Annotated in this window: 24 protein-coding genes and 1 riboswitch; of the genes, 17 read left to right on the top strand and 7 right to left on the bottom strand. The window is 62.5% G+C overall.

The features are described 5' to 3' along the window. Nucleotides 1-40: 40 nt before the first annotated feature. From ABRA89_RS03885 to fdxA, 5 genes are all read left to right on the top strand, one after another. Entirely contained in the window at nucleotides 41-2,140 is a 2,100-nt protein-coding gene (locus ABRA89_RS03885) for a 3-hydroxyacyl-CoA dehydrogenase NAD-binding domain-containing protein (RefSeq protein ID WP_349940137.1), read from the top strand. 244 nt (nucleotides 2,141-2,384) lie between these two features. After that, complete coding sequence (locus ABRA89_RS03880; protein ID WP_349940136.1) at nucleotides 2,385-4,019, top strand: long-chain-fatty-acid--CoA ligase; 1,635 nt, start codon at nucleotides 2,385-2,387, stop codon at nucleotides 4,017-4,019. Nucleotides 4,020-4,118: 99 nt separating this feature from the next. Then, a complete protein-coding gene (locus ABRA89_RS03875) occupies nucleotides 4,119-7,487 on the top strand; it encodes a helicase-related protein (RefSeq protein WP_349940135.1) in 3,369 nt (1,122 codons plus the stop codon). Then, nucleotides 7,477-7,953, top strand: a complete 477-nt coding sequence (locus ABRA89_RS03870; RefSeq protein WP_349940134.1) for an RNA-binding S4 domain-containing protein — start codon at nucleotides 7,477-7,479, stop codon at nucleotides 7,951-7,953. Before ABRA89_RS03875 ends, ABRA89_RS03870 begins: the two co-directional genes overlap by 11 nt. A 184-nt stretch (nucleotides 7,954-8,137) precedes the next feature. Then, on the top strand, nucleotides 8,138-8,476 hold the full coding sequence (gene fdxA / locus ABRA89_RS03865) for a ferredoxin FdxA (protein WP_349940133.1): 339 nt from the start codon (nucleotides 8,138-8,140) through the stop codon (nucleotides 8,474-8,476). Between the two features lie 177 nt (nucleotides 8,477-8,653). Here the strand turns inward: fdxA and ABRA89_RS03860 are convergent, their stop codons facing one another. Then, nucleotides 8,654-9,274, bottom strand: coding sequence for a DUF922 domain-containing Zn-dependent protease (locus tag ABRA89_RS03860; protein WP_349940132.1), 621 nt, complete (start codon nucleotides 9,272-9,274; stop codon nucleotides 8,654-8,656). Between the two features lie 187 nt (nucleotides 9,275-9,461). Here ABRA89_RS03860 and folP point away from each other — a divergent pair, with 187 nt between their 5' ends. From folP to ABRA89_RS03845, 3 genes are read left to right on the top strand one after another with little or no spacing between them, the layout of a single operon-like run. Then, entirely contained in the window at nucleotides 9,462-10,322 is an 861-nt protein-coding gene (gene folP / locus ABRA89_RS03855; RefSeq protein ID WP_349940131.1) for a dihydropteroate synthase, read from the top strand. Beyond that, nucleotides 10,319-10,825 carry a 2-amino-4-hydroxy-6-hydroxymethyldihydropteridine diphosphokinase gene (gene folK, locus ABRA89_RS03850; RefSeq protein WP_349940130.1) on the top strand — a complete coding sequence of 169 codons (507 nt, stop codon included), beginning with the start codon at nucleotides 10,319-10,321 and terminating at the stop codon, nucleotides 10,823-10,825. The genes folP and folK overlap by 4 nt, the downstream gene beginning before the upstream one ends. Next, nucleotides 10,822-11,193, top strand: a complete 372-nt coding sequence (locus ABRA89_RS03845) for a DUF1636 family protein (RefSeq protein WP_349940129.1) — start codon at nucleotides 10,822-10,824, stop codon at nucleotides 11,191-11,193. The genes folK and ABRA89_RS03845 overlap by 4 nt, the downstream gene beginning before the upstream one ends. On the opposite strand, the gene ABRA89_RS03840 is transcribed toward ABRA89_RS03845, so the two are convergent. Then, the gene (locus tag ABRA89_RS03840) at nucleotides 11,190-11,891 is read right to left on the bottom strand and encodes a CbtA family protein (protein WP_349940128.1); all 702 of its coding nucleotides are present in this window, start codon (nucleotides 11,889-11,891) and stop codon (nucleotides 11,190-11,192) included. The two genes, ABRA89_RS03845 and ABRA89_RS03840, sit on opposite strands and share 4 nt — an antisense overlap. Before the next feature lie 15 nt (nucleotides 11,892-11,906). Beyond that, nucleotides 11,907-12,089 (bottom strand): CbtB domain-containing protein, encoded by a 183-nt coding sequence (locus ABRA89_RS03835; protein ID WP_349940127.1) that lies wholly within the window; start codon nucleotides 12,087-12,089, stop codon nucleotides 11,907-11,909. Nucleotides 12,090-12,124: 35 nt separating this feature from the next. Further along, nucleotides 12,125-12,352: riboswitch (cobalamin riboswitch) on the bottom strand. Between the two features lie 146 nt (nucleotides 12,353-12,498). Here ABRA89_RS03835 and ABRA89_RS03830 point away from each other — a divergent pair. From ABRA89_RS03830 to ABRA89_RS03820, 3 genes are all read left to right on the top strand, one after another. Beyond that, nucleotides 12,499-12,984, top strand: coding sequence for an Lrp/AsnC family transcriptional regulator (locus tag ABRA89_RS03830; RefSeq protein WP_349940126.1), 486 nt, complete (start codon nucleotides 12,499-12,501; stop codon nucleotides 12,982-12,984). A 97-nt stretch (nucleotides 12,985-13,081) separates the two neighbouring features. Then, nucleotides 13,082-13,501, top strand: coding sequence for a hypothetical protein (locus tag ABRA89_RS03825; protein ID WP_349940125.1), 420 nt, complete (start codon nucleotides 13,082-13,084; stop codon nucleotides 13,499-13,501). A gap of 229 nt (nucleotides 13,502-13,730) precedes the next feature. Then, the gene (locus tag ABRA89_RS03820; protein ID WP_349940124.1) at nucleotides 13,731-14,306 is read left to right on the top strand and encodes a copper chaperone PCu(A)C; all 576 of its coding nucleotides are present in this window, start codon (nucleotides 13,731-13,733) and stop codon (nucleotides 14,304-14,306) included. A gap of 18 nt (nucleotides 14,307-14,324) precedes the next feature. Here ABRA89_RS03820 and pgsA read toward each other — a convergent pair whose 3' ends face one another. Next, a complete protein-coding gene (gene pgsA / locus ABRA89_RS03815) occupies nucleotides 14,325-14,906 on the bottom strand; it encodes a CDP-diacylglycerol--glycerol-3-phosphate 3-phosphatidyltransferase (RefSeq protein WP_349940123.1) in 582 nt (193 codons plus the stop codon). A gap of 134 nt (nucleotides 14,907-15,040) precedes the next feature. Further along, entirely contained in the window at nucleotides 15,041-17,092 is a 2,052-nt protein-coding gene (gene uvrC, locus ABRA89_RS03810) for an excinuclease ABC subunit UvrC (protein WP_463671249.1), read from the bottom strand. Nucleotides 17,093-17,499: 407 nt separating this feature from the next. On the opposite strand from uvrC, the gene ABRA89_RS03805 reads away from it, so the two are divergent. Then, the gene (locus tag ABRA89_RS03805; protein WP_349940121.1) at nucleotides 17,500-18,165 is read left to right on the top strand and encodes an outer membrane protein; all 666 of its coding nucleotides are present in this window, start codon (nucleotides 17,500-17,502) and stop codon (nucleotides 18,163-18,165) included. 37 nt (nucleotides 18,166-18,202) lie between these two features. On the opposite strand, the gene ABRA89_RS03800 is transcribed toward ABRA89_RS03805, so the two are convergent. After that, nucleotides 18,203-19,189 carry a CHAD domain-containing protein gene (locus tag ABRA89_RS03800; protein ID WP_349940120.1) on the bottom strand — a complete coding sequence of 329 codons (987 nt, stop codon included), beginning with the start codon at nucleotides 19,187-19,189 and terminating at the stop codon, nucleotides 18,203-18,205. Further along, a complete protein-coding gene (locus ABRA89_RS03795) occupies nucleotides 19,186-19,662 on the bottom strand; it encodes a CYTH domain-containing protein (protein WP_349940119.1) in 477 nt (158 codons plus the stop codon). The genes ABRA89_RS03800 and ABRA89_RS03795 overlap by 4 nt, the downstream gene beginning before the upstream one ends. Before the next feature lie 125 nt (nucleotides 19,663-19,787). Here ABRA89_RS03795 and lepA point away from each other — a divergent pair, with 125 nt between their 5' ends. From lepA to ABRA89_RS03770, 5 genes are all read left to right on the top strand, one after another. Continuing rightward, the gene (gene lepA, locus ABRA89_RS03790; RefSeq protein WP_463671247.1) at nucleotides 19,788-21,608 is read left to right on the top strand and encodes a translation elongation factor 4; all 1,821 of its coding nucleotides are present in this window, start codon (nucleotides 19,788-19,790) and stop codon (nucleotides 21,606-21,608) included. Between the two features lie 309 nt (nucleotides 21,609-21,917). Next, nucleotides 21,918-22,352, top strand: coding sequence for a curlin (locus tag ABRA89_RS03785; RefSeq protein WP_349940118.1), 435 nt, complete (start codon nucleotides 21,918-21,920; stop codon nucleotides 22,350-22,352). Between the two features lie 34 nt (nucleotides 22,353-22,386). After that, on the top strand, nucleotides 22,387-22,776 hold the full coding sequence (csgH, locus tag ABRA89_RS03780; RefSeq protein WP_349940117.1) for a curli-like amyloid fiber formation chaperone CsgH: 390 nt from the start codon (nucleotides 22,387-22,389) through the stop codon (nucleotides 22,774-22,776). 127 nt (nucleotides 22,777-22,903) lie between these two features. Then, nucleotides 22,904-23,317 carry a curlin gene (locus ABRA89_RS03775; RefSeq protein WP_349940116.1) on the top strand — a complete coding sequence of 138 codons (414 nt, stop codon included), beginning with the start codon at nucleotides 22,904-22,906 and terminating at the stop codon, nucleotides 23,315-23,317. A 490-nt stretch (nucleotides 23,318-23,807) separates the two neighbouring features. Further along, on the top strand, nucleotides 23,808-25,754 hold the full coding sequence (locus ABRA89_RS03770; protein ID WP_349940115.1) for a methyl-accepting chemotaxis protein: 1,947 nt from the start codon (nucleotides 23,808-23,810) through the stop codon (nucleotides 25,752-25,754). Nucleotides 25,755-25,848: the final 94 nt, after the last annotated feature.

Here is a 25,848-nt window from a genome sequence, read left to right as displayed (position 1 = left end):
ACGACCGGACCGACACGAGACGAAAGACGAGAGAGAACCGATGGGCAGAATGCTTTCCGCGCTTGCAGACCGTGCCTTGGAATTGGGCCCCGCCCGGCTCGCCGAGCAGGAAGGCAATTGGCGCGCAGCGATCGACGACGACTACATCTACTGGCTCGTTCTCGACTGCCCCGGAAAATCGGTGAACACGATCAACCGTGAGGTTCTTACCGAACTTTCCCATCACATCGACCATATCATCGATCAGAAGCCGTCGGCCGTCGTGATCCGCTCGGCGAAGCCTGCCGGTTTCGCGGCGGGTGCGGACATCAACCAGTTCGTCGGTGCCTCGACAGGCGATATTCGCGGCATGTTGAAGGAGGGCCACCTGGTCCTCGATCGGCTGGCCGATCTTCAGGCAAAGACCATCGCCGTGATCCACGGCCACTGTCTCGGCGGCGGTCTGGAACTCGCGCTCGCCTGTGACATGCGGATCGCCGTGAAAGATGCGTCGCTGGGCTTTCCGGAGGTGATGCTCGGCCTTCATCCAGGCCTTGGGGGCACCTATCGCTCGACCATGAAGGCCGACCCGGTGGAAGCGATGACGCTGATGCTCACCGGCAAGTCGATCCCGGCCAAGAAGGCGAAGTCGATCGGTCTCGTCGATGCCGTCGTCGAAGAGCGCCATGTCGGCGCCGCGGTCGATGCGGCCCTCCACAACGATCTCGAGCCGGCCTCCAACGGCATGAAGCATCAGGCGTTCTCTCTGAAGCCGGCCCGCACGCTGGCCGCCAAGCAGATGCGGAAGAAGACGGCGGAGAAGGCGGACAAGGCAACCTATCCCGCTCCCTATGCGCTGATCGATCTCTGGGAAGAGCATGGCGGCTCCCGGGAGAAGATGCAGGACGGCGAACTCACGAGCTTCGCCGAACTCATCGAAACCGAGACCTCGCGCAATCTGGTTCGGGTGTTCTTCCTGCGCGAGAAGATGCGTGGTCTTCGCACGGGCAAGTCCGGCATAGAGCATGTCCACGTCATCGGCGCAGGGGCAATGGGCGGTGAGATTGCCGCCTGGGCCGCCAAGCAGGGATTTCGTGTCACCCTTGGTGATGTCGCGCTGAAGCCGATGGGCAAGGCCATCAAGGCTGCCTCCAAGATGCTGCAGGGCGTATTGAAGGACCCGTTGAAGGTCCGTGATGCGCTCGACCGCCTGATACCGGATACCGACGGTCTCGGCATCTCGCGCGCCGATATCGTCATCGAGGCAGTGCCGGAGAAGCTCGACCTGAAGCGCAAGATTTACGCCGATGTCGAGCCGAAACTGAAGCCGGGCGCGATCCTCGCGACGAACACCTCGGCGCTTCCGCTGCCCGATCTGGCCGAGGGTCTGTCCGATCCTTCGCGCTTCGTCGGTCTGCATTTCTTCAATCCCGTCTCGCGCATGCAACTGATCGAGATCGTCAGCCATGACAGGGTGAGTGAAGAAACCACGAGCCGAGCGACGAACTTCGCGGTCGAACTCTCGCGTCTGCCGGCGCCGGTGAAGTCTGCGCCGGGCTTCCTTGTGAACCGCGCGCTGCTCCCGTACATGGCCGAAGCGCTGATCATGGTCGACGAGGGCATTCCGAAGGAGCGGATCGACGACCGCGCCGAAAAGTTTGGCATGCCGATGGGGCCCGTAGAGCTCAACGACCAGGTCGGCCTCGACGTTGCGCTGGATGTGAGCGAATCCCTGCGGGATCGTCTGGGCGGCACCTTCCCGGCAACGCCCCAATGGCTCAAAAAGATGGTCGACGAGGGCAAGCTTGGCCGGAAGACCGGCAAGGGCCTCTATGAGTTCGACGACAAGGGCAAGCCGCAGAAGAAGCCCGTCGATTCGCTGAAGGACGGCTCGAAAGACGATCCGGACCTCATCGACCGCCTCATCCTGCCCATGCTCAATGCCATCGTCGCCTGCCTGCGCGAAGGCGTGATTACGGACGAGGAGGTCGCCGACGGCGCGATGATCTTCGGCACGGGCTTCGCGCCGTTCCGCGGTGGTCCCATCAACTACGCCAAGAAGCGCGGTGTCGACGACATCGTCGCCAAGATGAACGCGTTGAAGGAAAAGCACGGCGAACGGTTCACACCGGATGCAGGATGGGATCGGCTGAAGGGGTAGTACTTTTCTTCAGTCTTTGGGTCAGCCGCCATCCTCGGGCTCTATCCCGAGGATCCAGTCGATACCGACGTTTTGGGAGGGGTACGACCTGCAATTCTTTCTGATCCAGGACGAAGGATTGCGCTGGGCCCCGGGCACGGCGGCTTGTAAGGCACGCTGTTACCACCCGCTGGCATTGCGCCTTTAAATCCGCTAGGCCTCACTCCCATCTCGCAAGTGCGAGATAGATGGAGTGCAATGCAATATGCTTGGCTTGATGCAGAACAGGCAGCTCTTGATCTCGTCGCTGATCGAGCATGCCGCCCGCACCCACGGATCGACGGAAGTCGTGTCCAGGCTGATCGACGGCTCGATCCATCGCAGCACCTATGCCGAGACGGCGCGGCGCTCGCGGCGAGCGGCGAATGCGCTGGAATCGCTCGGTGTCGACGTCGGTGACCGGATCGCGACGCTTGCCTGGAACACCCATCGCCATTTCGAACTCTACTACGCGATCTCAGGCTCGGGCGCGATCTGCCACACCATCAATCCGCGCCTTTTCTTCGAGCAGATCCGGTTCATCATCGATCATGCCGAAGATAAAATCCTCTTCTTCGACCTGACCTTCTGCGATCTCGTCGAGGAGATCGCGAGGGCCTGCCCTTCGGTGAAAGTCTTCGTCGCCCTTTGCGACAAGACGGAAATGCCGTCTGACATCAGGGTCGATAACCTGCTTTGCTACGAGGAGCTGCTTGCAGCCGAGAGCGACGGCTTCGACTGGCCCGATTTTCCTGAAGAGACCGCCGCCGCGCTCTGCTACACCTCCGGCACGACCGGCAATCCGAAGGGTGTTCTCTACAGCCATCGCTCGACGATCCTGCACGCATACGCCTCCGTCATGCCAGACGCCTTCGGCATCTCCGCGCGGGACTGCGTGATGCCGGGCTCCTCCATGTATCACGCCAATGCCTGGGGGCTGCCCTATGCTGCGACGCTCGCCGGGGCCAAGCTCGTTCTGCCCTGCAATCAGCTGGACGGGCCGCACCTCACCGAACTGATCGATGCAGAAAAGGTGACGATTTCCTGCGGCGTCCCGACGATCTGGCTCGGCGTACTACAATTTTTGTCAAAGACGAAGCAGACGCTGAAATCCCTGCGGACGCTGGTCGTGAGCGGTTCTGCCTGCCCGCCTTCGCTGATCACGAACTACCGCAAGCGGCACGATATCGGTGTCGTCCATTTCTGGGGCATGACGGAATTGAGCCCGCTCGGCACCATTGCCCGCGTGCCGCATGAGGATGCCAACGCACCCGAGGCCGTGCTCGACGAGGTTCGTTCACGGCAGGGCCGACCGCTTTATGGCGTCGAGATCAAGATCGTCGACGACGAGGGCGATCCGCTGCCACATGACGGCGAGACCTTCGGCGATTTGATGGTGCGCGGCTGGTGGGTGGCTGACGGCTATTTCCGCCGCGACGAGCGCGAGACCGATGCCGAGGGCTGGTTCCGCACCGGCGATGTGTCCACCATCGATCCCGACGGCGTCATGCGCATCACCGATCGCTCCAAGGACGTGATAAAGTCGGGTGGTGAGTGGATTTCCTCGATCGATCTGGAAAACGCGGCGGTCGGCCATCCGTCCGTCGCAGAGGCCGCAGTCGTTGGCGTTCCCCATCCCAAATGGGACGAGCGCCCGCTGCTGATTGCCGTCCTGAAGGAAGGATCCAAGCCTGATCCGCAGTCGATCCGCGATTTCCTGCTCAACCACGTCGCTCGTTGGCAGCTTCCCGACGACATCGTCTTCGTCGACGAGATCCCGCACACGGCGACCGGCAAGATTCTGAAGACCGAGCTGCGGGATGTCTATGCCGATCACTTCCTGAACCTCGCCGTCGATTGAAGCAGGCAGTGTCCTTGGCCGGGTGGCCAGCATTGTTCTGAGCATAACCTTTCGCTCGTCACCCTGCGCAACGGACTGTCACTTGTTATATGGGGCCTTATGAGTGCTTCCGTCCTCACCGCCCGTTCCCCGTCGCGCGCTGACACCGGACAGGTGACCGCCGTCCTTGGCCCCACCAATACGGGCAAGACATTTCTCGCGATCGAGCGGATGGTGGCCCATTCGAGCGGCACGATCGGCCTGCCGCTGCGGCTTCTCGCCCGCGAGGTCTATCAGAAGGTCTGCGACCGCGTGGGTGCCGCCCATGTCTCGCTGATCACCGGCGAGGAGAAGATCAAGCCGCCCCATGCGCGCTATTCGGTCTGCACGGTCGAAGCCATGCCCCGCAATCCCGGGACGGCCTTCGTCGCGATCGACGAGGTGCAGCTTGCCTCCGACCTCGAGCGCGGCCACGTCTTCACCGACCGCATCCTGAATTGCCGGGGCTACGAGGAAACGCTGCTGCTCGGCTCATCCACCATGGCAGGCGTTCTCAACCGGCTCCTGCCGGGCATGCAGACGGCGACCCGGCCGCGCCTCTCCAACCTCATGTATGCGGGCCAGAAGAAGATCACGCGCCTGCCGCGCCGCAGCGCGATTGTCGCCTTCTCGGCCGCCGAAGTCTACGCGATCGCGGAGCTGATCCGCCGCCAGCGGGGAGGGGCCGCCGTCGTTCTCGGCGCGCTTTCGCCGCGCACGCGCAATGCCCAGGTCGAACTCTACCAGAACGGCGAAGTGGATTTTCTCGTCGCCACGGACGCCATCGGAATGGGCCTCAATCTCGATGTCGATCACGTTGCCTTTGCCCAGGACTGGAAATATGACGGCTTCCAGTACCGACAGCTGACGCCTGCCGAATACGGTCAGATCGCGGGCCGCGCAGGCCGGCATCTGCGCGACGGCACGTTTGGCGTCACCGGCCATGTCGATCCCTTGTCCGACGATCTCGTGGAGGCGCTTCAGTCGCACAGTTTCCAGTCGGTTCCTGTTCTGCAATGGCGTTCGGCGAATGTGGATTTTGCGTCAGTCGAGGCGCTGAAAGACAGTCTCGACGCTCCGCAGCCGGACTCCAACCTCGCCAAGGCCCTGCCGTCCGTCGACCGAAGAGCGCTGGAATATCTCTCGCGCGACGACGATGTGATGGATCTGGCGACTTCGCCCAAACAGGTCGAACTTCTCTGGGAAGCCTGCAAACTGCCTGATTACCGGCGCATCGCGCCGGCCCAGCATGCCGAGATCATCGCCACGGTTTACCGCGATCTTGCAAAACAGGGCCGTGTCGCGGAGGATTACATGGCTGCACAGGTTTCGCGCGCCGACCGGACCGATGGCGAGATCGATACTCTTTCCCAGCGTATCGCCGAGATTCGCACCTGGACCTATATTTCCCACCGGCCGGGCTGGTTGGCCGATCCGACACACTGGCGCGAAAAGACACGAAGCATTGAAGATCGTCTTTCCGACGCTTTACACGACAGGTTGACGAAACGCTTCGTAGACCGCAGGACAAGCGTCTTGATGAGGCGCTTAAGAGAGAACGCATTCATGGAAGCAGAGATCGCGAACGACGGCACCGTTATGGTCGAGGGCCATGCTGTCGGCGAACTCCAGGGGTTCCGCTTTTCCATCGATACGACTGCCGAAGGGCAGGATGGAAAAGCCGTGCGAGCGGCTTCTCAGAAGGCGCTCGCCGGTGAGTTCGACAAGCGCGCAGAGCGCTTCGCCAACGCGCCGAACGGCGATTTCGCGATCGGCTCCGATGCGATCGTGCGTTGGCTTGGCGCCCCGGTGGCGGCGCTCTCCGCGAGCGACGACCCGCTGAAGCCGAAATTCGTCCTTCTCGCCGACGACCAGCTGACCGGCCCTGCGCGCGACAAGGTCGTAGCGCGGATCGAGCGCTTTCTCGGCTATCAGGTGACGACGATCCTGAAGCCACTCATCGATCTTCGCGATGGCGATGGGCTGGATGGCGCAGCCAAGGGCATCGCTTATCGTCTCTACGAGAATTTCGGTCTCGTCCAAAGACGGGAGATTTCCGAGGACGTGCGGGGGCTCGATCAGGCCTCCCGTGCCGCGCTCCGCCGATTGGGTGTGCGTTTTGGGGCCTACCACATCTTCGTGCCGCTGCTGGTGAAGCCTGCGCCGGCCAATCTCATCACTCTGCTCTGGGCGATCCATCACGATGCCCGCGAACGGGCCGGCTATGGCGATGTGCCTGAGCTTCTGGCGACGGGCCGCACTTCGGCCGTCGCCGACACCACCTATGATCCGAAATTCTACGAGCTGTCAGGATATCGTCTGCTCGGCCGCCGCGCAGTGCGCGTCGATATTCTGGAGCGTCTTGCGGACATCATCCGTCCGGCGCTCTCCTGGAAGCCGGGCGAGGGGCGTCGTCCCGATGGCGGCTATTCCGGCAACCAGTTTCTCATCACGCCCGGCATGATGTCGATTCTCGGCGCGACGGCCGACGATATGGAGGAAATCCTGAAAGGCCTCGGCTACCGCGCCGACCAGAAGGATGCCAACGCGGTCGAGGCCGAACTCGATCAGTTCGACGCCGAGGCCGAAGCGAAAATTGCAGCTGCCAAGGAAGCAGACGCCGCGAAGGCCGCAGAGGCCGCCGCTGCAGCAAGCCGGGAGGCCGGCGCTGATGATGCGCAGGCTTCTGTCGGCGAGAATGTGCCTGCATCCGAGATCGCATCGCACGAGCAGACAGCCAAGCCGTCTGCCGCGCCGCTTGAAACGCCTGAAAATAACGCCGAGGGCGCGGCTTTCGCCACGGCTTCGACCGGTGGTGACGTCGCCCAGGAAAGCAAGGCCGATTCCCTTGGTCACGAGGCTCGCCCGGTCGCTCATGCCGAACGTCCGGCGAGCGAGGCGATCGAGGTGGAAGCTGCCGCCGAACCTGGCACAGGCGATGCCGTCTCGGCCCAACAGTCTGGAGAGCCGGCAGCTGCCGATCGCGAGAACACGATGATCGCATCGGCCGAAGCCGCCTCGGAAGATGCTGGCGCAACCCTATCCGAAGAGAACGCCGAGGGCGCTACCGGCGGCGCCGAAGCAACGCCCGATCTCGTCACCGCGGCATCCGACGAGCCGGAAGAGCCGCGCACGGTCCTCGTCTGGCGCCAACACCGCCCCGACCGCAACCGGCGTCCCGCTGGAGGCGCGCGCCAGCGGCCCGGCGGTCAGCAGGGCCAAGGCCGCGGTCAGGGCGGCGAGCGCGAGGACGGACGTCAGAATCGCGGCGGCCAGGGCAAGCCCGGCGGCAAGGGCGGCAAACAGCGGCGCTTCGACAAGCCCAAGGGTGGAGAGCGTGGCGGTCACGGCGGCGGCGGCGAACGCCAGCAGGATAAGCGCAATCAGCGGGCCGATCCCGACTCGCCTTTCGCAAAGCTCGCTGCCTTGAAGGACAAGCTTGGCAAGTAGGCGCGGCAACGGTCCCGGGGACGAAGAGACCAGTCAGGTCTCTTCCCAGCGGATCGATAAATGGCTGGTCTTCGCGCGCGTCGTGAAGACCCGGAGCATCGCCCAGCAGCTGGTCGAGACCAAGAAGGTCCGCCTCAACAAGGAAAAGATCGACAACCCGGCGCGCAACATCCGCGCGGGCGACGTCCTGACGATCAGCTATTCCAGCCGGGTGCACGTCCTGAAGGTGAGAGGGTTTGCCGAGCGTCGCGGGTCGGCGAGCGATGCGCAGGCGCTCTATGAAAACCTGAACGCGCCTGCCGAAGTGCAGGATAATGGCGATACGGCCGCCGCACCGGGTGAGCCGACAAGGACGGCCTTCGAAGGTGTATTCGACGAGATCGGCCGCCAGCGGAAGGATCCGGTTCAGCGAGACAAGGATCGGCGCAAGGCCCGCAAGGAGCGTGCGCGGCGGGAAAGCTGGTAGCCGACCCCGAAAAGATCGCCATTTTGCCAGCGTTTCGAATGGCTTTGCGCGAAGTGCCCCACCTGCGGCATCGTTTTTCCTTGCCAGCGCGAGGGGCAATCGGTAGTTCGCCGAACGAAGGGTGTGATGCGGAAAATGTCTGCATCGGGCCGGGACTTTTGAGAAGACCTCGAGGGATTTTGAAATGACCTATCTGGTGACCGACAATTGCATCAAGTGCAAATACACCGATTGCGTCGAGGTCTGCCCCGTCGACTGCTTCTACGAGGGCGAGAACATGCTCGTCATCCATCCCGACGAATGCATCGACTGCGGCGTCTGCGAGCCGGAATGCCCGGCCGAGGCGATCAAGCCGGATACCGAGCCGGGACTCGATCACTGGCTGAAGGTCAACACCGAATACGCCGAGAAGTGGCCAAACATCACGATCGCCAAGGACAAGCCGGAAGACGCCGAGAAATTCGACGGCGAAGATGGCAAGTTCGAGAAGTACTTCTCCGCCGAGCCGGGCTCGGGCGACTGAATTCAAGCCGAACCTTGGTCATTCAGTCGATGACCTCGGGCAATTCTACTTCCGGATCCGTCCGTGGCGCCTTCAAACAGTGTCTCGAACACGCCGCGTTCGGCTCAGTAACCGAAGGCTGTTAGATCGAGGCCATCTCTCAGGATCTAACGGAGTTCGCTGACTCTGTGCGACAGCTCAACGTTCAGCGTTGTACATTGATCGTTGCAGGGCCCGGTGAAGCCTCAGGTCCACCTCGCGGCCCTCGATGACGTCGAATTCCCGTTGGGCGCGTTCATGTTCGGCGAGATAGCGGGACATCACCCTGTTGGCCATTGCCTCCATCTGGCGGCAGGTCCTCTCCGGTCGGAGATTCTTGAGCGCGCTTTCGAGCCGTTTCAGGTATGAAACGGCGATGTCGCTGTGCTGCTTCTCATGTCGGTGGATGTCTGCGGCAAGCGTGCGCCAGACGAGCGCGGTTCGGGAGTCGACCTGTTTCGGCCGATACCACTTGGGAAGCGTCGTCTTGAGCTTCAGCTTGATGTCGGTCCTGTCGACAGCGCAGCCGCCGTTCACTCGCTTGTAGCTGACGCGTCCGTCGAACTGAACGGAGGTTGCGCCGGGATGGCGCTGCCCCGAGCCAGGAACGACGGGGCCGGCCTGCGCGAGGCTGCGATCGATCTCCGCGAGCGAACCGCCATGAACCGCGAAGAATTGGGTCGACTCGCTGATCTGCCCTGCCGACGATGGTGCGGACGAAAGCGCGAATGCGCTCGCTGCCGCGCAAATGGCCAATGCCCGAACAAGACGTTTGGTCATCGTTCACGAACCTCCCAGGGGTTGCCGTGGAGGGATGCTATGCCGCGAAGCCTACGAGAACAATGGCAAAAATGAGATAGGTTAACGAAACGCTAAGACCGCCATGACGTTCGTCGGCAGATTGCTCCGCCGCACATGACGGTCTAAGCCCGTTTGTGAAGAGCAAGACGGCCATGAGGTTTTGAAAATGCAGGTGATCGAACCGCGGGGCGGGCGCTGGCAGGTGGGCCATGGCCGGCACATCGATCTCGGCGAACGAGCCTGCATCATGGGTGTTCTGAACGCGACGCCTGATAGTTTCTCTGACGGCGGACGCTATGCCAGCGTCGAGGCGGCCGTCGCCGAGTCCTTGCGCATGGTCGAGCAGGGGGCGGCGATCATCGATATTGGCGGGGAATCCACCCGGCCGGGTGCGACGCCCGTGGATGCGAGCGAAGAGCAGCGCCGTATCATGCCGGTGATCGAGGAACTGGCGCGCCGCTCCGAGTGCTTCATTTCCGTGGATACCTACCGCTCCGAAACCGCGCGACTTGCCGTGGAAGCCGGCGCGCATATCGTGAACGACGTCTGGGGTGCTCAGAAGGACCCGGAGATCGCCAAGGTCGCGGCCGAGACCGGTTCGGGACTTTGCCTCATGCACACGGGGCGTGAGCGCGACCGTCTTGACGATGTGATCGAAGATCAGTTCCAGTTTCTGAAAAAGAGCCTCGAAATCGCCGAAGAGGCGGGTGTGCCGCGGGAAGCGATCGTCCTCGATCCGGGTTTTGGCTTCGAGAAGGACGGGTCGGAGAACATGGTCCTGATGGCGCGGTTCGACGAAGTCCTGCCGCTCGGCTATCCCGTTCTCGTCGGCACCAGCCGCAAGCGTTTCGTGCGGACCGATCCCGAAGGCCGGCTGCCCAATCCCGACTATGCGACGGCTGCGACGACCGCTTTTCTGCGCGAACGCGGTGCCGACATCTTCCGCGTCCACGACGTCGAGATCAATCGCGACGCGCTCTTCATCGCCGATGCCATGCGCCGCGCCATGAAGGGCGAGCGCTGGTGACCACCGCGAAGGCGATCATAGCGCTTGGCGGCAATGTGGGCGATGTGCCGGCGGCGATGGCCTCGACGCTGAGGGCATTCGATGCCCGAGAGGATCTGACCGTCGTTCGCGTCTCGAAGCTCTATTCGACGCCGCCCTGGGGTAAGACCGACCAGCCTGATTTCATCAACGCCTGCGCGCTCGTCGAGACGACGCTCGAACCGCTCGCTCTGCTCGATCTCTGCCTCGAGACCGAGCGTCTTCACGGCCGCGAGCGCGGGGAACGATGGGGGCCGCGCACACTCGATCTCGACTTGATCGACTATGACGGTCGGACGATCGCGGATGAGCGGCTGGAGCTTCCCCATCCGCGCGCGAAGGAACGTGCCTTCGTCCTCAGGCCGATGGCCGATCTCGACGATCAGCTTCGGCTCGGCGATGGGACGGTCGCAGAGCATCAGGCCCGTGTTGCGGACGATGGGATTCGTCCGATCTCCGAAACCGGCGATTGGTGGCGTGGGTGACGGCCGAAACAGCTGATGCCCCGCTTCCGGCAATCATCATTTGCGCATCCTGCCGGGCGAGCGATGGCGGCGACGGCGCAGCGTTTGCCGAGAGTCTCGATCTTGTGCTGGGGGAAAGCAATCTTCAGGGAAGCGTTCGCGTCGTCACGACCGAATGCCTCAATGCGTGTGGTGCGCCGGTCTCGCTGGCGCTGTCGGGCGACGGGCGGGCAACCTACATCTTCAACCGCGTCGAGCCTGAGAACGATGCTCCGGACATCCTCTCGACCGTCAGCGCATGGCTGGCCGGCGACAAGGGGCATATCGAGGATGCAAGGGTATGCGGGCGGCTCCGCTTCTGCCTGACCGCCCGCATACCTTACGTTTAGGCGCTGGCGGCCCGCCGCACACCGATGGGGTTATGGGCGAACAGATACCCGGCAAATCCGCCGAGCGCGACCCACGACGCCAATCCGACGCCATAGGCGCGCGAGACGAAGAGTGCGCCGAGTTCGGTCGGCGCAGGACCGGCGAAAAACTCCGGTTCCGGGGCACCGATGACATGCGGGAGGAGAAGGAGAACGACAGCCGTTCCCCATCCGGCCCAGCTTCGTCCGAAAGCGACCAGCCAGAACGCGATTGCTGCGGCAAACACCGTCAGAGTCCACCAGAGCTGTCGAGTCTGGACATCGATCACCGCCACTCCCGGTACCTCCGGCGCCAGCGAAAAGCCGGGCGCAAACTGCACGGCGAGAAAACCGCAGGCTCCCCAGATGAGACCTTGTCTCGCCGTGATCGAAGCGCCGCGCATATTGGCAAGCGCCATCCCTGCGGTGAGGATGAGCGCATAGCCGGTGTAAACCAGCAAGTTGAACGCAACCGTCAGCCCGTCGCGCGATAAGTCGAAGAGTGCGACGGGTTGGTCGGCGGAAACGGTCGACGACGAGCCGAAATGCTGAAGCACGCCGGACTCATAGAGTTCGGCGTGCAGGAGGACCGGTTGGACGAACACAATCTGCAGGATGCTGGCGACAAGACCCGCCCCTGCGCCGGCGAGGATCGCGCCGGCGAGAATATTCTTCAGCATGTATGTTCTCGGAGATCAGTGGCAGGGAAAGCCAGTAGTGTGACGCACGTCGTGCGCCGCATCGTGCAGGCTGGCGGCCTGCGCCATTCCGACGGTCCAGATGATGCCGATGCCGAGGATCGCGGCGAGCGCGATCGAGACGAGTTCGCTCGCCTTCGAGCCGGACGCACTGATAATGCTGGGAGAATTGAGCTTCATGACTGACTCCTTTGCCGTCCACCCGACGGCAGCTGACGATTCATTTACGCTCGGCAGGTCTCCTGGCTCGCGGGTCGTCGCGCCCCGTCCACCTTCCCGGCTTGCACATTCGCAAACCAGTGGTCTTCGGACGAGCGCTCACCGCTGACAGTCGCGGGGGCGGCCACGGTGGGGAACGCGCGATCTGCGTCCGTTCCTTCCGTGTTCCCTATTATCCTTTCGCACCGTCTGGCGCGAAATGGACCGAACGGGGCCGACCATAGAGGACGAGTTGCGCCAGCGCTACCGTTCTTTCGCGCTCCCGGCTAGCGAAGCGAGCCGATTGCGCTCCCTATCGCGTTTCGGCGGGCTTCGGTAAGGATGACAAGAACGATAGGTTCGATCTATCGGAATCGCGAACGAGGCACGCATGGACCGGCTCGACAAGAAAATCCTGAGGCTCCTGCAGGCCGATTCGACACTGGCCGTCGCCGATGTCGCCAAGCGCGTGGGACTGTCGACGACGCCCTGCTGGCGGCGCATCCAGAAGCTGGAGGAGGAGGGCGTGATCCAGCGGCGGGTCGCGATTCTCGATCCGGAAAAGGTGAACACGCGGGTCACGGTCTTCGTCTCGATCCGCACGAACTCCCATTCGACTGAATGGCTCAAGCGGTTTTCCGAAGTGGTCACGACCTTTCCAGAGGTCATCGAATTCTACCGCATGAGCGGCGACGTGGACTATCTCCTGCGCGTCGTCGTGCCCGACATTGCGGCCTATGACGCGTTCTATAAGCGGCTGATCGAGAAGATAGAGATTCGTGACGTCTCTTCTGCGTTTGCTATGGAACGCATCAAGTCGACCACCGAACTCCCGCTCGACTATATGGTGTTCGACAAGGAGGCGCGGGACGTCTGATGTCGGCGGGACGCTCCAAGCCGAGCACCGGGCAAAGCCGCGAGATCGGGAGATTCACGGCGCGCAGCGAACGCACTGCCGTGCTGATGATCTACCGATGAAGCTCATTCGCGCGATCCTGAAAGACCGGTCCTGCGCCGCGGCGATCATGGTGATCCTCGCGCAGGCGCTGATCCTGTTCGGCCAGATCGAAGCCCACGCCTCTATCGCGAAATTGCCACCGGGGTCGGCGCAGGCGATCATCGAACTCTGTTCGGGCGATGGCGTCGTGACCGCCGAGGACGAGGAGCCGCACAACTGTTGCGGCGAACTGACCTGCGCGGTGCTTTGTGCCCAGGCGTCCGGCATCACGCCGCCGTTGCCATTGGACGGACCCGAAACGAGCTTTGGCAAAGTCGGCCGACAGAGCAACGCGCTCGGCTGGACGGTCGCGACTGACACCCGCATCCTCAAGAGACGTTCGCTTTCCGTCGCTCCCCGAGCACCTCCGATCGCGCAGGCCCACAAGATCGGCTGAGCTCGTTCTTCGTCGTCTTTTTGGACGATAATGCGATCTCGTTCTTGCTCGATCATTTTCGACGCTTGCGGCCGGTTCGTCCCGGCGGCTCCAGCGCCGCCGCGACATGCGATTATCCTGCGAGCTCTTTCACTACGACACCACGCTGGCCGATGCGCTGCCGGTATCATCCCTTCGAAGAAGCGATGCGTCCCGCCTCGCGCCATTCTCACGACCTACGGAAAATCCGATGAAAACATTCGTTTCCAAGCTTCTAACCGTTGCCATCCTGATCGGAATGGCATCGAGCGCCTCGGCCCATGACTATACGATCGGCGATGTCGCCATCGGTCATCCCTGGACCCGCGCCACATTGCCGAACCAGCCCGTCGGTGGTGGCTACATGACCTTCACCAACAACGGCACGTCGCCGATGACGCTGATCGGCGGTTCGTCGCCGATCGCCGAGAGCGTCGAAATCCACAAGATGGAAATGGATGGCGATCTGATGCGAATGATGCCCATCGAAGGTGGGCTGACGATCGAGCCCGGCGAAAGCGTCGAGCTGAGCCCGGGCGGCATCCATCTGATGCTGACAGGGCTTTCCGAGCCGATCGAAATGGGCACGGCCGTTCCGCTCACGCTCGAATTTTCCGATGGCCGCACGATCGAGGTCGAGCTCGCGGCGGACGGGATGCGGTCGATGGGACCGTCCGGTTCAAAATCTTCGGGTGAAGCCCACGGGATGTCGGGAATGAAGCACGGCTCGTCCGGAAGTGCCGATCACGGATCGATGGACGGCATGTCAATGGACGGCGCGCAGTAGCGCGTCGCTCCTGCGCTCTTAATCCTCGATGTGCCGCAAGCCGGCGCGGAAATAGTCGTAGCCGGTGATGAGCGTGATGACCGCCGCGATCCAGAGGCAGACGATGCCGATCTCGGTGACGTTGGGGATCAGCTTGTCGCCGGCCGGCCCCGCCAACAGGATGCCGATCGACACCATCTGGAAGGTCGTCTTCCACTTGGCGAGGCGGGTGACTGGCACCGAGACCTTCAGCTCGGCGAGGTACTCGCGGAGGCCCGAGACGAGGATTTCGCGGCAAAGGATGACGATCGCAGCCCACAGGCTCCAGCCGGCGATGGTGCCGTCGGCGGCAAGCAGAAGAAGCACGGCGGCGACGAGCAGCTTGTCGGCGATCGGATCGAGCATGCGTCCGATCGTCGAAGTCTGCTTCCACGCCCGCGCCAGATAGCCGTCGAAATAGTCGGTGATCGAGGCTGCGATGAAGATGCCGAGGGCAGTCCAGCGGGCGTAATCCGGGCTCTTCAGCGAGCCCTCGACGAAGAAGCAGACGACGACCAGCGGCACGCAGACGATGCGCGCATAGGTGAGCAGATTCGGCAGGCTGTATGTGGTCGACGACATGGAGCGAACGGAACTTGTCCTCAGTGCGGGCTGCCGGGCTTCAGCTAGGTTCTCTCAAAGCCGTTCAAAGGCGCGGGGTCAACTATTTCCAAAAGATTAGGTTTGACCGGTCGCCCTCAATCGCCCTGCCAGGGTCAGCCGTTGTCGTGAAAATGATCGTAGACGAGCTTGGCGATCGTCTCGGAGATGCCATCCACGGCGCGCAGGTCTGGCAGGCCGGCGCGTGAGACGGCTTTGGCCGTGCCGAAATGCTGGAGGAGGGCGCGTTTGCGGGTCGGGCCGATGCCGGCGATCTCGTCCAGCGGGTTCTTGATCATCTCCTTCTTGCGCTTGGCGCGATGGGTGCCGATGGCGAAGCGGTGGGCCTCGTCGCGCAGGCGCTGCACGAAGTAGAGAACCGGATCGCGCGGCGGCAGGGAGAAATCCTTCGTGCCCTGGATGAAGCGTTCGCGGCCGGCCTCGCGATCGACGCCCTTGGCAACGCCGATCGTCTTCACCTTGTCGGCGATTCCAAGTTCTTCGAGGATCGAGCGTACGGCGGACATCTGCCCCTTGCCGCCGTCGATGAGCACGAGGTCCGGCCATGCGGGGAAGGGGGCATCGGCAAGGTCCTCGGTCTCGTCGATCTCCGTCTCCGGCGCGGGCTGCGGCTCTGCGCCCGGCATCTCGTCCGCATGATCCTTGATCAGCCGTGAGAACCGGCGGGTCATGACCTCCTTCATCATCCCGAAGTCGTCGCCGGGCGTGATCTCGGTGCTCTTGATGTTGAACTTGCGGTACTGGTTTTTCACAAAGCCTTCTGGTCCCGCGACGATCATCGCGCCGACGGCATTCGTGCCCATGATGTGGGAGTTGTCGAAGACCTCGATCCGGCGCGGCGTCTTTTCGAGCGAGAACGTGTCGCGCAGCCCATCCAGCAGCCGCGCCTGCGACGAAGTCTCGGCGAGCTTCCGGCCAAGCGCCTCTTTCGCGTTCGATGCGGCGTGGTCGACGAGATCGCGCTTGGCTCCGCGTGCGGGCTTTTCGATCCGCACCTTGCGCTCGGCCTTGATCGCCAGCGCCTCGGCGAGGAGCGCTTCGTCGTCGAGCTTCACTTGCGAGAGGATCAGGCGCGGTGCGGGCTTGTCGTCGTAGAACTGGGCGATGAAGGCCCCGAGCACGGCGTCGGGTTCCAGACTTGGATCGGCTTTCGGGAAATAGGCGCGGTTGCCCCAGTTCTGGCCGGTTCGGAAGAAGAAAACCTGGACGCAGGTGAGCCCGCCCTCCTGATGGATCGCGAAGACATCAGCCTCCTCGACGCCCTGCGGATTGATGCCCTGATGGCTCGAAACGTGGGAGAGGGCGGCGAGGCGATCACGAAAAAGGGCGGCGCGCTCGAAGTCGAGATCATCCGAGGCGGATGTCATCTGCTCGGCCATCGACTCCTTAACCTGACCGGAGCGGCCGGACAGGAATCCTTTTGCCTGCTTGACCAGCGATCGGTAATCCTCCTCCGAAATCTCGCCCGTGCAGGGCCCTGCGCAGCGCTTGATCTGATGCAGAAGGCAGGGCCGCGAGCGGCTCTCGAAGACCGAATCGGTGCAGGTGCGCAGCAAAAAGGCTCGCTGAAGCGAGTTGATCGTCCGATCCACCGCGCCCGCCGAGGCGAAGGGGCCGAAGAACGAGCCCTTCCGGTTGCGCGCGCCGCGATGCTTCACGATCGCCGGGGCCTGATGGTCGTCGGTGACGAGGATATACGGAAACGACTTGTCGTCCCGCATCAGCACGTTGAAGCGCGGCTTCAACCGCTTGATGAGATTGGCTTCGAGAAGCAGCGCCTCGGTCTCGGTGCGGGTGGTGACGAACTCCATCTGCCGCGTCAGCCGGATCATCCGGGCGATCCGCTGGGTATGGCCGCCGAGCCGCGCATAGCTCGCGACCCGCTTCTTCAGCGACCGTGCCTTGCCAACATAGAGAACGTCGCCCGCCGCGCCGAACATCCGATAGACGCCGGGCTGGTTTGGCAGACGTTTCACCAGCGCCGCTATGAGCTCCGCGCCTTCGAGATCGCCGTTCTCGCTCTTTGCGTCCGCCCAGTCGATTTCGGCGAGGAGCGCGGCAGCCTCATCGCTGACGGGCGCGTTCTCCGTTTCCGCCGACTCGGGCTCTCCGGTTTCATCCTCGTGATCGAAATCGGTGTCGGGCATGTCGTCCTTGTCGAACTGGCGTGGCTTGAGACCGCGGCCGGAATGGCGGGAAAAGCGCTGCGGGCGGGAGTTTGAGCGGATGCGGCGCGTGGCGGTCACCTTCGATTCACACCGGAATATAGGCGATTGGCGGCGCTTTGTTCAGAGTCGAACCTCCAGGAGGGCGATGGGCGGCGTACCCTTCGTCGCACCTTGAGCATTCTGCGCCCATGATCATTGTGATGCTTCGGCAACAGTCGCAATCAATGTGATATTGTGGCGAAAATGTGCTTGATTGCCTCTTGGTGTGGCTTTGGCGGCGCTCCACATACCGCCTCTACACATGCACCCAGAATAACTGCGCGAACGGTCACCGGGCGCATAAGTAGGGATCCGGTTCCCACCAAACGGAGGCTGAGGCCTTGCGATTGAAGACCACGACGGTTCTGGCGAGTCTCGCCCTCACGATGCCTCTTGCAACGGTTTCGGCCCATGCGCAGAGCGCGCAAGACGAAACCGTCTTCCCGGATTCGCGCATCCCAGATGCCGCACCGCCGGTCGCCATCTGGTCCGGGCCGTATGCAGGCACCTTTGTCGGCTACAACGTGTCGCGCTTCGACGATCTTCGCGGTGCCTCGATCTCGGGTGACGGCGTTGCCGGCGGTGCCTATGCCGGTTTCAACCTGCAGGATGGTTCGCTGGTCTACGGCGTCGAGGGCGACATAGGCGGCGCGGGCTTCGACGCGACGCGGCGCAACGCGCTCGGCAATCTCGATCTTTCGGGCGAGAGCAACGTCTTCGGTTCTCTGCGCGGACGCGTGGGTGTCGACGTCGATCCCTTCCTTGTCTACGGCACGGGCGGTCTTGCGATCGCCGAGACCGAGCTGAGACTCGGTGGCGTCTCCGACAGCGAGACAAGCGTCGGCTATACGCTTGGCGCCGGTGTCGAGGCCAAGATCACGGATTCGATCAGCACCCGGCTGGAATACCGCTATTCCGACTTCGGCTCATCGGACTACGATCTCGGACGGACTAGCGTCTCTTCGGGCTTCGACGAGCACTCGGTCAGAGCCGGCGTCAGTCTGAACTTCTGACGTCAATTATTTGGCGGACAGGCAAGCGGTGGAAGGATCATTCCTCCGCCACACGAAGCTGTGCGGCCGGCTCCGTGGGCGGCAGCGCCGATGGCCGCTTGGCACGGCGCGCAGCCAGTTTGTAGAGCTTTCTTATTCGCGCCTCGATCGCAGCCGGCTTTTCTGCAAGCAGAATGGCGGCCAGGTTCAGCGCCCGCTCGCGCAGTTCAGCCTGCCGCCGATCGATGAGCGCGAGCAGGATCGAGAGATTCTCTTTCTCGCCGAAGCTCTTCGGATCGGCTTCCATCTCTGCGCGCATCACCGCAAGATCGTGATCATCGCCGAGATCGTCGGCGATTTGCTTTGCGGCGTCGATTGCCGGCGTAAAGCCCTCCGGCCAGAGCTCCTTCAACAGCCGTAGATGCATCCAGTGATACTTCACCCGCTTGCGCAGCTCGTGGAGGTCTTCCGCTTCGCGCGATTTGCGGGCGATCTTCAGCGCCTCGCGCGCCCGGCCATAGGTTTTTTCCAGACCCGCCGCCGCGATCTTCGAATCTCGCTTTGGCTTAGGCTTCGTGCCCTCGAACCGGCACCGGCTGAAGGCGCGGCGCGCCTTCTCCAGCGCGTGCAATGTCTCTTCGATCTGCCGGGGCGCGTCCTTGGCGCCGCTCTCGATCTCCGCGTCCCGATCAGCGACCAGCTTCGTCTTCGCCTGTCCGAGTGCATCCGTCTCGATCTCACCTGAAAACCGCTCTTCGAGCTTCTCAATCGCCTCGACGAGCGCCGCCTTGTCGCGCATGCCGGAGAGCTTCTTGGCCGTATTGCGGAAGAGCGCGTTCTGCGCCTTGTAGAAATCTCCCATTTCCGGCCGGATGAGGCGGATCAGCCCGCGGAGCTTCTTCAGCCGCTTGCGCGCATCGTGAATTGCCTCGTGCGGCTCTTCACCAGCCCCGTTGAGCGATTTTTCTGCCTTTTCGATCTGCTCTACGGCGATCCGCTGAATTTCCGCACCGAGATGGCAGCCCGGCTCGATCGCATAGCTCATGCTTCGGCCCCTCCTGCCGGCCATCCGTCCAATGCCATCCGTGCATTCGTGTAGGCCGGATCGTCCGTCACCTCTCGCCCAAGATAAGCAGGCAGCGCCACCTCATGATCCACCGTCGGAATCTCGATCTCAGCCAGCACGAAGCCATCGAGCGCACCGGAAAAGACGTCAACCTCTACCGTCAATTCGCCGAGCGGCACCCGGTAGCGCGTCTTCTCGATCGTTCTGCCGATTCGCGCCTCCCGCAGCGTCTTCGCCTCTGCGATCGGAATATCGATCTCGTATTCGCCGCGCGCCATGCCCGTTCCGGTCTTGATCGTCAGCCGTGCGGTATCGCCATTCCTGATCCGCACACGGCAGGTCCGGTCTTCCGCGATGAACAGATAGAACTGTTCGAGGCGCGTGCCCTCATCGGCTTTTTCGCGCCATTCATCGCTTTTCACCAGGAATTTGCGTTCGATTTCCTCAGCCATGCCGAAAGACGTCTCGCCCCTCTCGCCGGTTTCGCGTCGATATCTTCGTAAACACCTTAAAGCGCGGCAATTTCCGCTTCGATCCCCGCTTCCATAAAATTGCGTGAACTTCTATATCGGGCGCCATGAGCACAATGCCCGCCAATACGCCGCTTTCGCGCATCCGCAACTTCTCGATCGTCGCCCATATCGACCATGGGAAATCGACGCTCGCCGACCGTCTGATCCAGAATACGGGCGGCCTCGAAATCCGTGACATGAAAGAGCAAGTGCTCGACAACATGGATATCGAACGCGAGCGCGGTATCACGATCAAGGCGCAGACCGTTCGCCTGCACTATAAGGCGCAGGACGGAGAGACTTACGTCCTCAACCTGATCGACACGCCCGGCCATGTGGACTTCGCCTACGAGGTCTCTCGGTCGCTGGCTGCCTGCGACGGCGCGCTTCTGGTGGTGGACGCCGCGCAGGGCGTCGAGGCGCAGACGCTGGCGAACGTCTATCTCGCCCTCGACAACGATCTCGAAATCGTCCCCGTCCTCAACAAGATCGACCTGCCTGCCGCCGAGCCCGACAAGGTGAAGGAGCAGATCGAGGACGTGATCGGCCTCGACGCCTCGGACGCCGTGATGATCTCCGCGAAATCCGGCCTCGGCATTGAGGATGTGCTCGAAGCCATCGTCAAGCGCCTGCCGCCCCCGTCCGAGGGTGACCGCAATGCGCCGCTCAAGGCGATGCTCGTTGACTCGTGGTACGACGTCTATCTCGGCGTCGTCGTTCTCGTGCGGATCATCGACGGAGAGCTCAAGAAGGGTCAGCAGATCCGTATGATGGGCACCGACGCCAAATATCCGGTGGACCGGGTCGGCGTCTTCACCCCCAAGATGGTGCTGGTCGATGCGCTCGGCCCCGGTGAACTCGGCTTCATCACCGCCTCGATCAAGGAAGTGGCGGACACCCGCGTCGGCGATACGATCACCGAGGAAAAGCGCCCGACGGACAAGATGCTGCCGGGCTTCAAGCCGGCCCAGCCGGTGGTCTTCTGCGGCCTCTTCCCGGTCGACGCGGCGGACTTCGATGATCTGCGTGCCGCCATGGGCAAGCTTCGCCTGAATGACGCTTCGTTCTCCTATGAAATGGAGTCCTCGGCCGCCCTCGGCTTCGGTTTCCGCTGCGGCTTCCTCGGGCTCCTCCATCTCGAAATCGTGCAGGAGCGCCTCAGCCGCGAATTCGATCTCGATCTCATCGCGACCGCCCCCTCGGTGGTCTACGACGTGGTGATGACGAACGGGGAAACGACCCAGCTCCACAATCCGGCGGACATGCCGGACATCGTGAAGATCGACCATGTGTCGGAACCCTGGATCACGGCCAACATCCTGACGCCCGACGACTATCTCGGGCCGATCCTGCAGCTCTGTCAGGAGCGTCGCGGCATCCAGACCGGCCTGTCCTATGTGGGCAAGCGTGCGATGGTCTCCTACGAACTCCCGCTCAACGAGGTCGTGTTCGATTTCTACGATCGGCTGAAGTCGATCTCGAAGGGCTACGCTTCCTTCGACTACCAGATGGCGGACTATCGCGAGGGCGACCTCGTGAAGATGAGCATTCTCGTCAATGCCGAGCCGGTCGATGCGCTCTCGATGCTCGTCCACCGCACCCAGGCCGAAAAGCGCGGCCGGGCGATGTGCGAGAAACTGAAGGAGCTCATCCCCAACCACCTCTTCAAGATCCCGATCCAGGCGGCGATCGGCGGCAAGGTCATCGCCCGCGAGACCATCTCGGCGCTGCGCAAGGACGTGACCGCGAAGTGTTATGGCGGCGACGCCACGCGCAAGCGCAAGCTTCTGGAAAAGCAGAAGGAAGGCAAAAAGCGCATGCGCCAGTTCGGCAAGGTGGAAATTCCGCAGGAAGCCTTCATCGCCGCGCTGAAGATGGATAGCTGACGAGCGTTCGACGCCAGTTTGCGCGTCTCGCTCCACAGCAGAACCGTAGCGCGCCGAACAGGACTTGGATCGAGCCGAGCTGATCGCCGGCTGTTCCATGTTTGATTCTCATGCGGTTCGGGGGGCGGGATCGCCTGCCTTGAATTCCAAGCTCCTGTTTGACCGAATCCCGTCGGCTTGAAGACCTGCACGCAAAAATATCAGCTCTGAACCTTGGATAAACGGCGCCTTCAGCGCGCGTTCCAAAGCACATCCCCATGATGAGCGTGTTCACTTCCGAACGATCTCGCTCAGACTGGAGATGTCCCCATGATCCGCTTGTCCCTTTCCGCCGCCATCGTCGCCCTCGCCGGTCTCACCGCCGTCGCCCCGGCATCGGCAAACGATTTCCGCAGCGACCAGTTCGGCTGGGCGAACTCCAGCGGTGGGTCGCAATACGGCTTCCGCAACCGCATGCGTGTCCATCAGGACGGTCGCCACAACAAGTCGATCGGCGAGCAGCGCGGCAAGCGCAACCTCTCGGTGGTCGGCCAGCAGGGGCGTGGAAACTTCGGCGCGACCTATCAGACGGGCAAGCGCAACGCAGCCGGCATCGGCCAGTTTGGCACCAACCACACGACGATCCTGACCCAGGACGGCAACGGCAATATCGCCGCCGGCGTACAGGTCGGACACGGATGCGACGCTAACGTCGCCCAGCGTGGCCGCGGCAATGTCACCGCCATCGTCCAGGCCTGCGACTGATCCGATCATTCACGCCCATTCGAGGAGGACTGACATGCCAACGATCAGCCGATATTCCGGACGCATTGCGGCAGTGCTCGCACTCGTGGCGACATCCGGCGTCGCGTTAGCCCATCCCCTCTTTTCGGCGGCAGGTGAAGAGCCTTATCGCTGCGAACTGAACGTCTCGCGCACCGGCTACGGCGTCGAGCTTACCGCTCTGGTCCACGCAGATAGGCGGGCCGAGGGTTACTACGACTTTCAGGTCTCGGGGAGCGGAAACGATATCCGGCAAGGCGGCCCCTTCACCGTCATGCCGGGCCAGCCGGAAACGCTCGGTTCGGTCACCCTCTCGACGGGTAATGCCGGATACGACGCCGATCTGAAGATCACCGTCAACAACCGCACGACGTCCTGCTCGACGCGGATCGGCGGCGGGATCTGAGACGGATATTGCATCGCCGGGCCTGGATCAAACGACAGTCCCCCTCGGATGTCGCGATCAGTGGCCCGGCGAGGTTTCCCCAGCTTGTTCGAAGAGACCCCGCGAGGCGCGGGCGACGGAGACTTTCATGACCCCATCCTTCAGCCTGAGAACCGTTCTCACCACGCTTGCCATCGCCGCCGGCAGCATTGGCACCTTCGCGGTCCCGGCCTCGGCGGGTCAGCTTTCATTCCACTTTACGCCCGGCGATCGGCAGACCTCGAATGCCCTTTCCACCGGGCTTCGGCTCTATTCCGCCTACAACGATCTCAAGAACGGCTCGGTGCGCCAGCGCGGCAAGAACAACAGCGCAGGCCTCGCCCAGCACGGTCGCGGCAATCTCGGCCTTGTCGAACAGCGCGGCAACGCCCATTCGGGAACGCTTCAGCAGACGGGCGACCGCAACGCATACGGCCTCTTTCAATATGGTCGGGGAGCGAAGGATAACGTGGTCCAAACCGGCAGAAACCGCAGCGGCGTGACATTCAGCTACGGCTGGTAAAACGCAAATAGTCAGCGACTGCTCGGCGGAAAGCGTTTCACGCTCGAATGGTGAAACCAAGTGCTGTGATTGTCGGTGTTTTGTTCGCGCGATTTCGCTGCTTGACCAGCGGCAAAGCCAACGCTTTCATCTTCTCGCCCGTCTGGCCCGGCATCCTGGAAGGGCTGCCGCTATCGACCTCGGCCTTATCCACTCACGCGAGCGGCGTTTGCGCTCAGCAGCCGATCTCCGCCGCAATCGACAAGGACCACCCCCGGCGCGAGCCGTGCCCGCCCTGGTCCCCCTAAAACCATCCGGACCGTTCATTCGCGGACATCAGGCACATAGTCTTTCGTCGTCTTGCTCATGAGCCCCTCCCTGCGAGGAGTTGGGGCCTCCGGCGGTCCCTGGGGCGGCGCTATCGTCAGTTATCGTTAAGAGTAAATTTTGAAGTTCTTGGCATAAATTCGTGACGCAGAGACTCTTTCTGGTTTCAAACAGGATTACGCAGATGAATTTCACCATCGCCCGCAAACTGGCGGCGTTGATCGCCCTTGCTGCGATCTGCAGCATTGCCGTGATGTCACTGCAACTTTATTCGCTACACGACAGCATCTGGAAGGATCGCAAGAACCTGATCGTCTCTCAGGTCCAAAGCGCCATAACCATGCTTGGCGGATTCCAGGCTCGGGTCGATGCGGGGGAACTGACGCTCCAGGAAGCAAAGGACCGTGCTCGCGAGGCTGCCCTGCCGATCCGGTTCGGCGACAACGATTACCTGTTCATGATGAACGCGGACGGCAAGCGTGTCATGCATCCCGATCCCGAACTGATGGGAACGGACGCTTTCGAATCGAAGGATGCGACAGGCCTCCACTACAACAGGGATATGGTCGAGAACGCTCACAAGGGCGGCGGCTTCACCAAATATTACAGAACCCGCCTGGATGGCTCGGGCGGACTGTCCACCAAGCTGTCCTATGCGCAGCTGTTCGGCCCGTGGGGCTGGACTGTGGCAACAGGCCTTTACGTCGATGATCTACAGGCGCAGTTCATGGATGAGGTCTACAAGGCGCTTCTCTGGTTTGGCGTTTTGTTCATAGCTCTGATTGCCTGCGCGATCCCGCTTGCCCGCTCGATCGCGCGCCCAATCGACCGGATGACGGCAGCGATGCGCTCGCTTGCGGCCGGCGACAAATCTGTCGAGGTTCCCGCTCAGGGGAGGTCCGACGAGATCGGCCAGATGGCGGGCGCCGTCCAGGTGTTCAAGGAACAGGCGATTGAGCGCGACCGGTTGGAACGCGAGGCTGCGGCTGCGCGCGCTTCAGAGACGGAAATGAAGCAGCGTCAGGCCGATCTGGATCATTCCAAGGCCGAGGATCTGCGCACCTTCATGGGCATCGTCGATCAAAGCTTCGATCGATTGTCCGCGGGGGATCTCACCGTCCGCATGCAGGACGCGGTCGCTCCCGAGTTCGAGCCGATCAGGGCCAAATTCAATGGCTCGATCGAAGAATTGGAAGCGGCGATCGGACACGTCGTCGAGGCCATCGGGACGATTCATGTTGGGCTGGGCGAAATTACCGTCGCCTCCAGCGATCTTGCAAAGCGCACCGAGCAGCAGGCGGCCAGCCTGGAAGAGACAGTGGCTGCGCTCGGCGATGTAACGAACGGCGTGAATTCTGCAGCCCAGGACGCCGGCGAGGCGAAACGTACTGCGGAATTGGCACGCGCCAAGGCTGAAAACGGAAGCAAGATCGTCGCTCAGGCTGTGACGGCGATGGGCAAGATCGAGGGCTCTTCTCAACAGATCGGCCAGATCATCTCGGTGATCGACGAAATCGCCTTCCAGACAAATCTCCTCGCGCTGAACGCGGGTGTAGAGGCGGCGCGGGCGGGCGAGTCCGGCAAGGGTTTCGCGGTCGTAGCCCAGGAAGTCCGAGCGCTCGCCCAGCGTTCGGCCGAAGCGGCCAAGCAAATCAAGGGGCTCATCACCATGTCGTCGGAACAGGTCGAGTGCGGCGTCGAACTGGTGACGGCTTCGGGCCAATCGCTGGACGAGATCGTTGCCGAAGTCGCGGTCATGGCTTCGGTCATCACGAAGATCGCTCAGTCCGCCAGGGAACAGGCCGTCAGTCTGAACGAAGTCTCAAGTGCCGCTGATCAGATGGACAAGGTAACCCAGCAGAATGCGGCGATGGTCGAGCAATCCACCGCGGCGGCACAGACGCTGGCAGCCGAGACCGACAGTCTTGCGCAAGCGGTCCATCGTTTCAAGACGAAGAGCTCCGCTCGTGCGGGGGGCTCTTCCGCGGCTCGCTCGACCCCAATAGCTCAGCCGAAGGCGCGCGTCTCGAAAGCGCCAACCTCCAAAGCGGTGGTGCAGATGCGCGTCGTCGGATCCGGCGGTGCCGCGACCAAACCAGCGGCGAACGACGACAGCTGGGAAGAATTCTAGGTCCTGTGGACAGAATGGATCCACAACCGGTTGAGGCTTGAGTCAAGGCTGCCTCTCGAAGGCGGCTTTGACGCGAGCCGACCTGCCGGACAAG

Source organism: Fulvimarina thalattae (genome assembly GCF_040239565.1).
Taxonomy (GTDB): Bacteria; Pseudomonadota; Alphaproteobacteria; order Rhizobiales; family Rhizobiaceae; genus Fulvimarina.
The sequence above is the reverse complement of the archived record's forward strand: the minus strand, read 5'-3'. Positions and strand labels throughout refer to the sequence as shown.

Coding starts and splice junctions, on each gene's coding strand:
- ABRA89_RS03885 (WP_349940137.1), top strand. CDS start 41: ATGGGCAGAATGCTTTCCGCGCTTGCAGACCGTGCCTTGGAATTGGGC.
- ABRA89_RS03880 (WP_349940136.1), top strand. CDS start 2,385: ATGCTTGGCTTGATGCAGAACAGGCAGCTCTTGATCTCGTCGCTGATC.
- ABRA89_RS03875 (WP_349940135.1), top strand. CDS start 4,119: ATGAGTGCTTCCGTCCTCACCGCCCGTTCCCCGTCGCGCGCTGACACC.
- fdxA (WP_349940133.1), top strand. CDS start 8,138: ATGACCTATCTGGTGACCGACAATTGCATCAAGTGCAAATACACCGAT.
- ABRA89_RS03860 (WP_349940132.1), bottom strand. CDS start 9,274: ATGACCAAACGTCTTGTTCGGGCATTGGCCATTTGCGCGGCAGCGAGC.
- folP (WP_349940131.1), top strand. CDS start 9,462: ATGCAGGTGATCGAACCGCGGGGCGGGCGCTGGCAGGTGGGCCATGGC.
- ABRA89_RS03840 (WP_349940128.1), bottom strand. CDS start 11,891: ATGCTGAAGAATATTCTCGCCGGCGCGATCCTCGCCGGCGCAGGGGCG.
- ABRA89_RS03835 (WP_349940127.1), bottom strand. CDS start 12,089: ATGAAGCTCAATTCTCCCAGCATTATCAGTGCGTCCGGCTCGAAGGCG.
- ABRA89_RS03830 (WP_349940126.1), top strand. CDS start 12,499: ATGGACCGGCTCGACAAGAAAATCCTGAGGCTCCTGCAGGCCGATTCG.
- ABRA89_RS03825 (WP_349940125.1), top strand. CDS start 13,082: ATGAAGCTCATTCGCGCGATCCTGAAAGACCGGTCCTGCGCCGCGGCG.
- ABRA89_RS03820 (WP_349940124.1), top strand. CDS start 13,731: ATGAAAACATTCGTTTCCAAGCTTCTAACCGTTGCCATCCTGATCGGA.
- pgsA (WP_349940123.1), bottom strand. CDS start 14,906: ATGTCGTCGACCACATACAGCCTGCCGAATCTGCTCACCTATGCGCGC.
- uvrC (WP_463671249.1), bottom strand. CDS start 17,092: ATGCCCGACACCGATTTCGATCACGAGGATGAAACCGGAGAGCCCGAG.
- ABRA89_RS03800 (WP_349940120.1), bottom strand. CDS start 19,189: ATGAGCTATGCGATCGAGCCGGGCTGCCATCTCGGTGCGGAAATTCAG.
- ABRA89_RS03795 (WP_349940119.1), bottom strand. CDS start 19,662: ATGGCTGAGGAAATCGAACGCAAATTCCTGGTGAAAAGCGATGAATGG.
- lepA (WP_463671247.1), top strand. CDS start 19,788: ATGAGCACAATGCCCGCCAATACGCCGCTTTCGCGCATCCGCAACTTC.
- ABRA89_RS03785 (WP_349940118.1), top strand. CDS start 21,918: ATGATCCGCTTGTCCCTTTCCGCCGCCATCGTCGCCCTCGCCGGTCTC.
- csgH (WP_349940117.1), top strand. CDS start 22,387: ATGCCAACGATCAGCCGATATTCCGGACGCATTGCGGCAGTGCTCGCA.
- ABRA89_RS03775 (WP_349940116.1), top strand. CDS start 22,904: ATGACCCCATCCTTCAGCCTGAGAACCGTTCTCACCACGCTTGCCATC.
- ABRA89_RS03770 (WP_349940115.1), top strand. CDS start 23,808: ATGAATTTCACCATCGCCCGCAAACTGGCGGCGTTGATCGCCCTTGCT.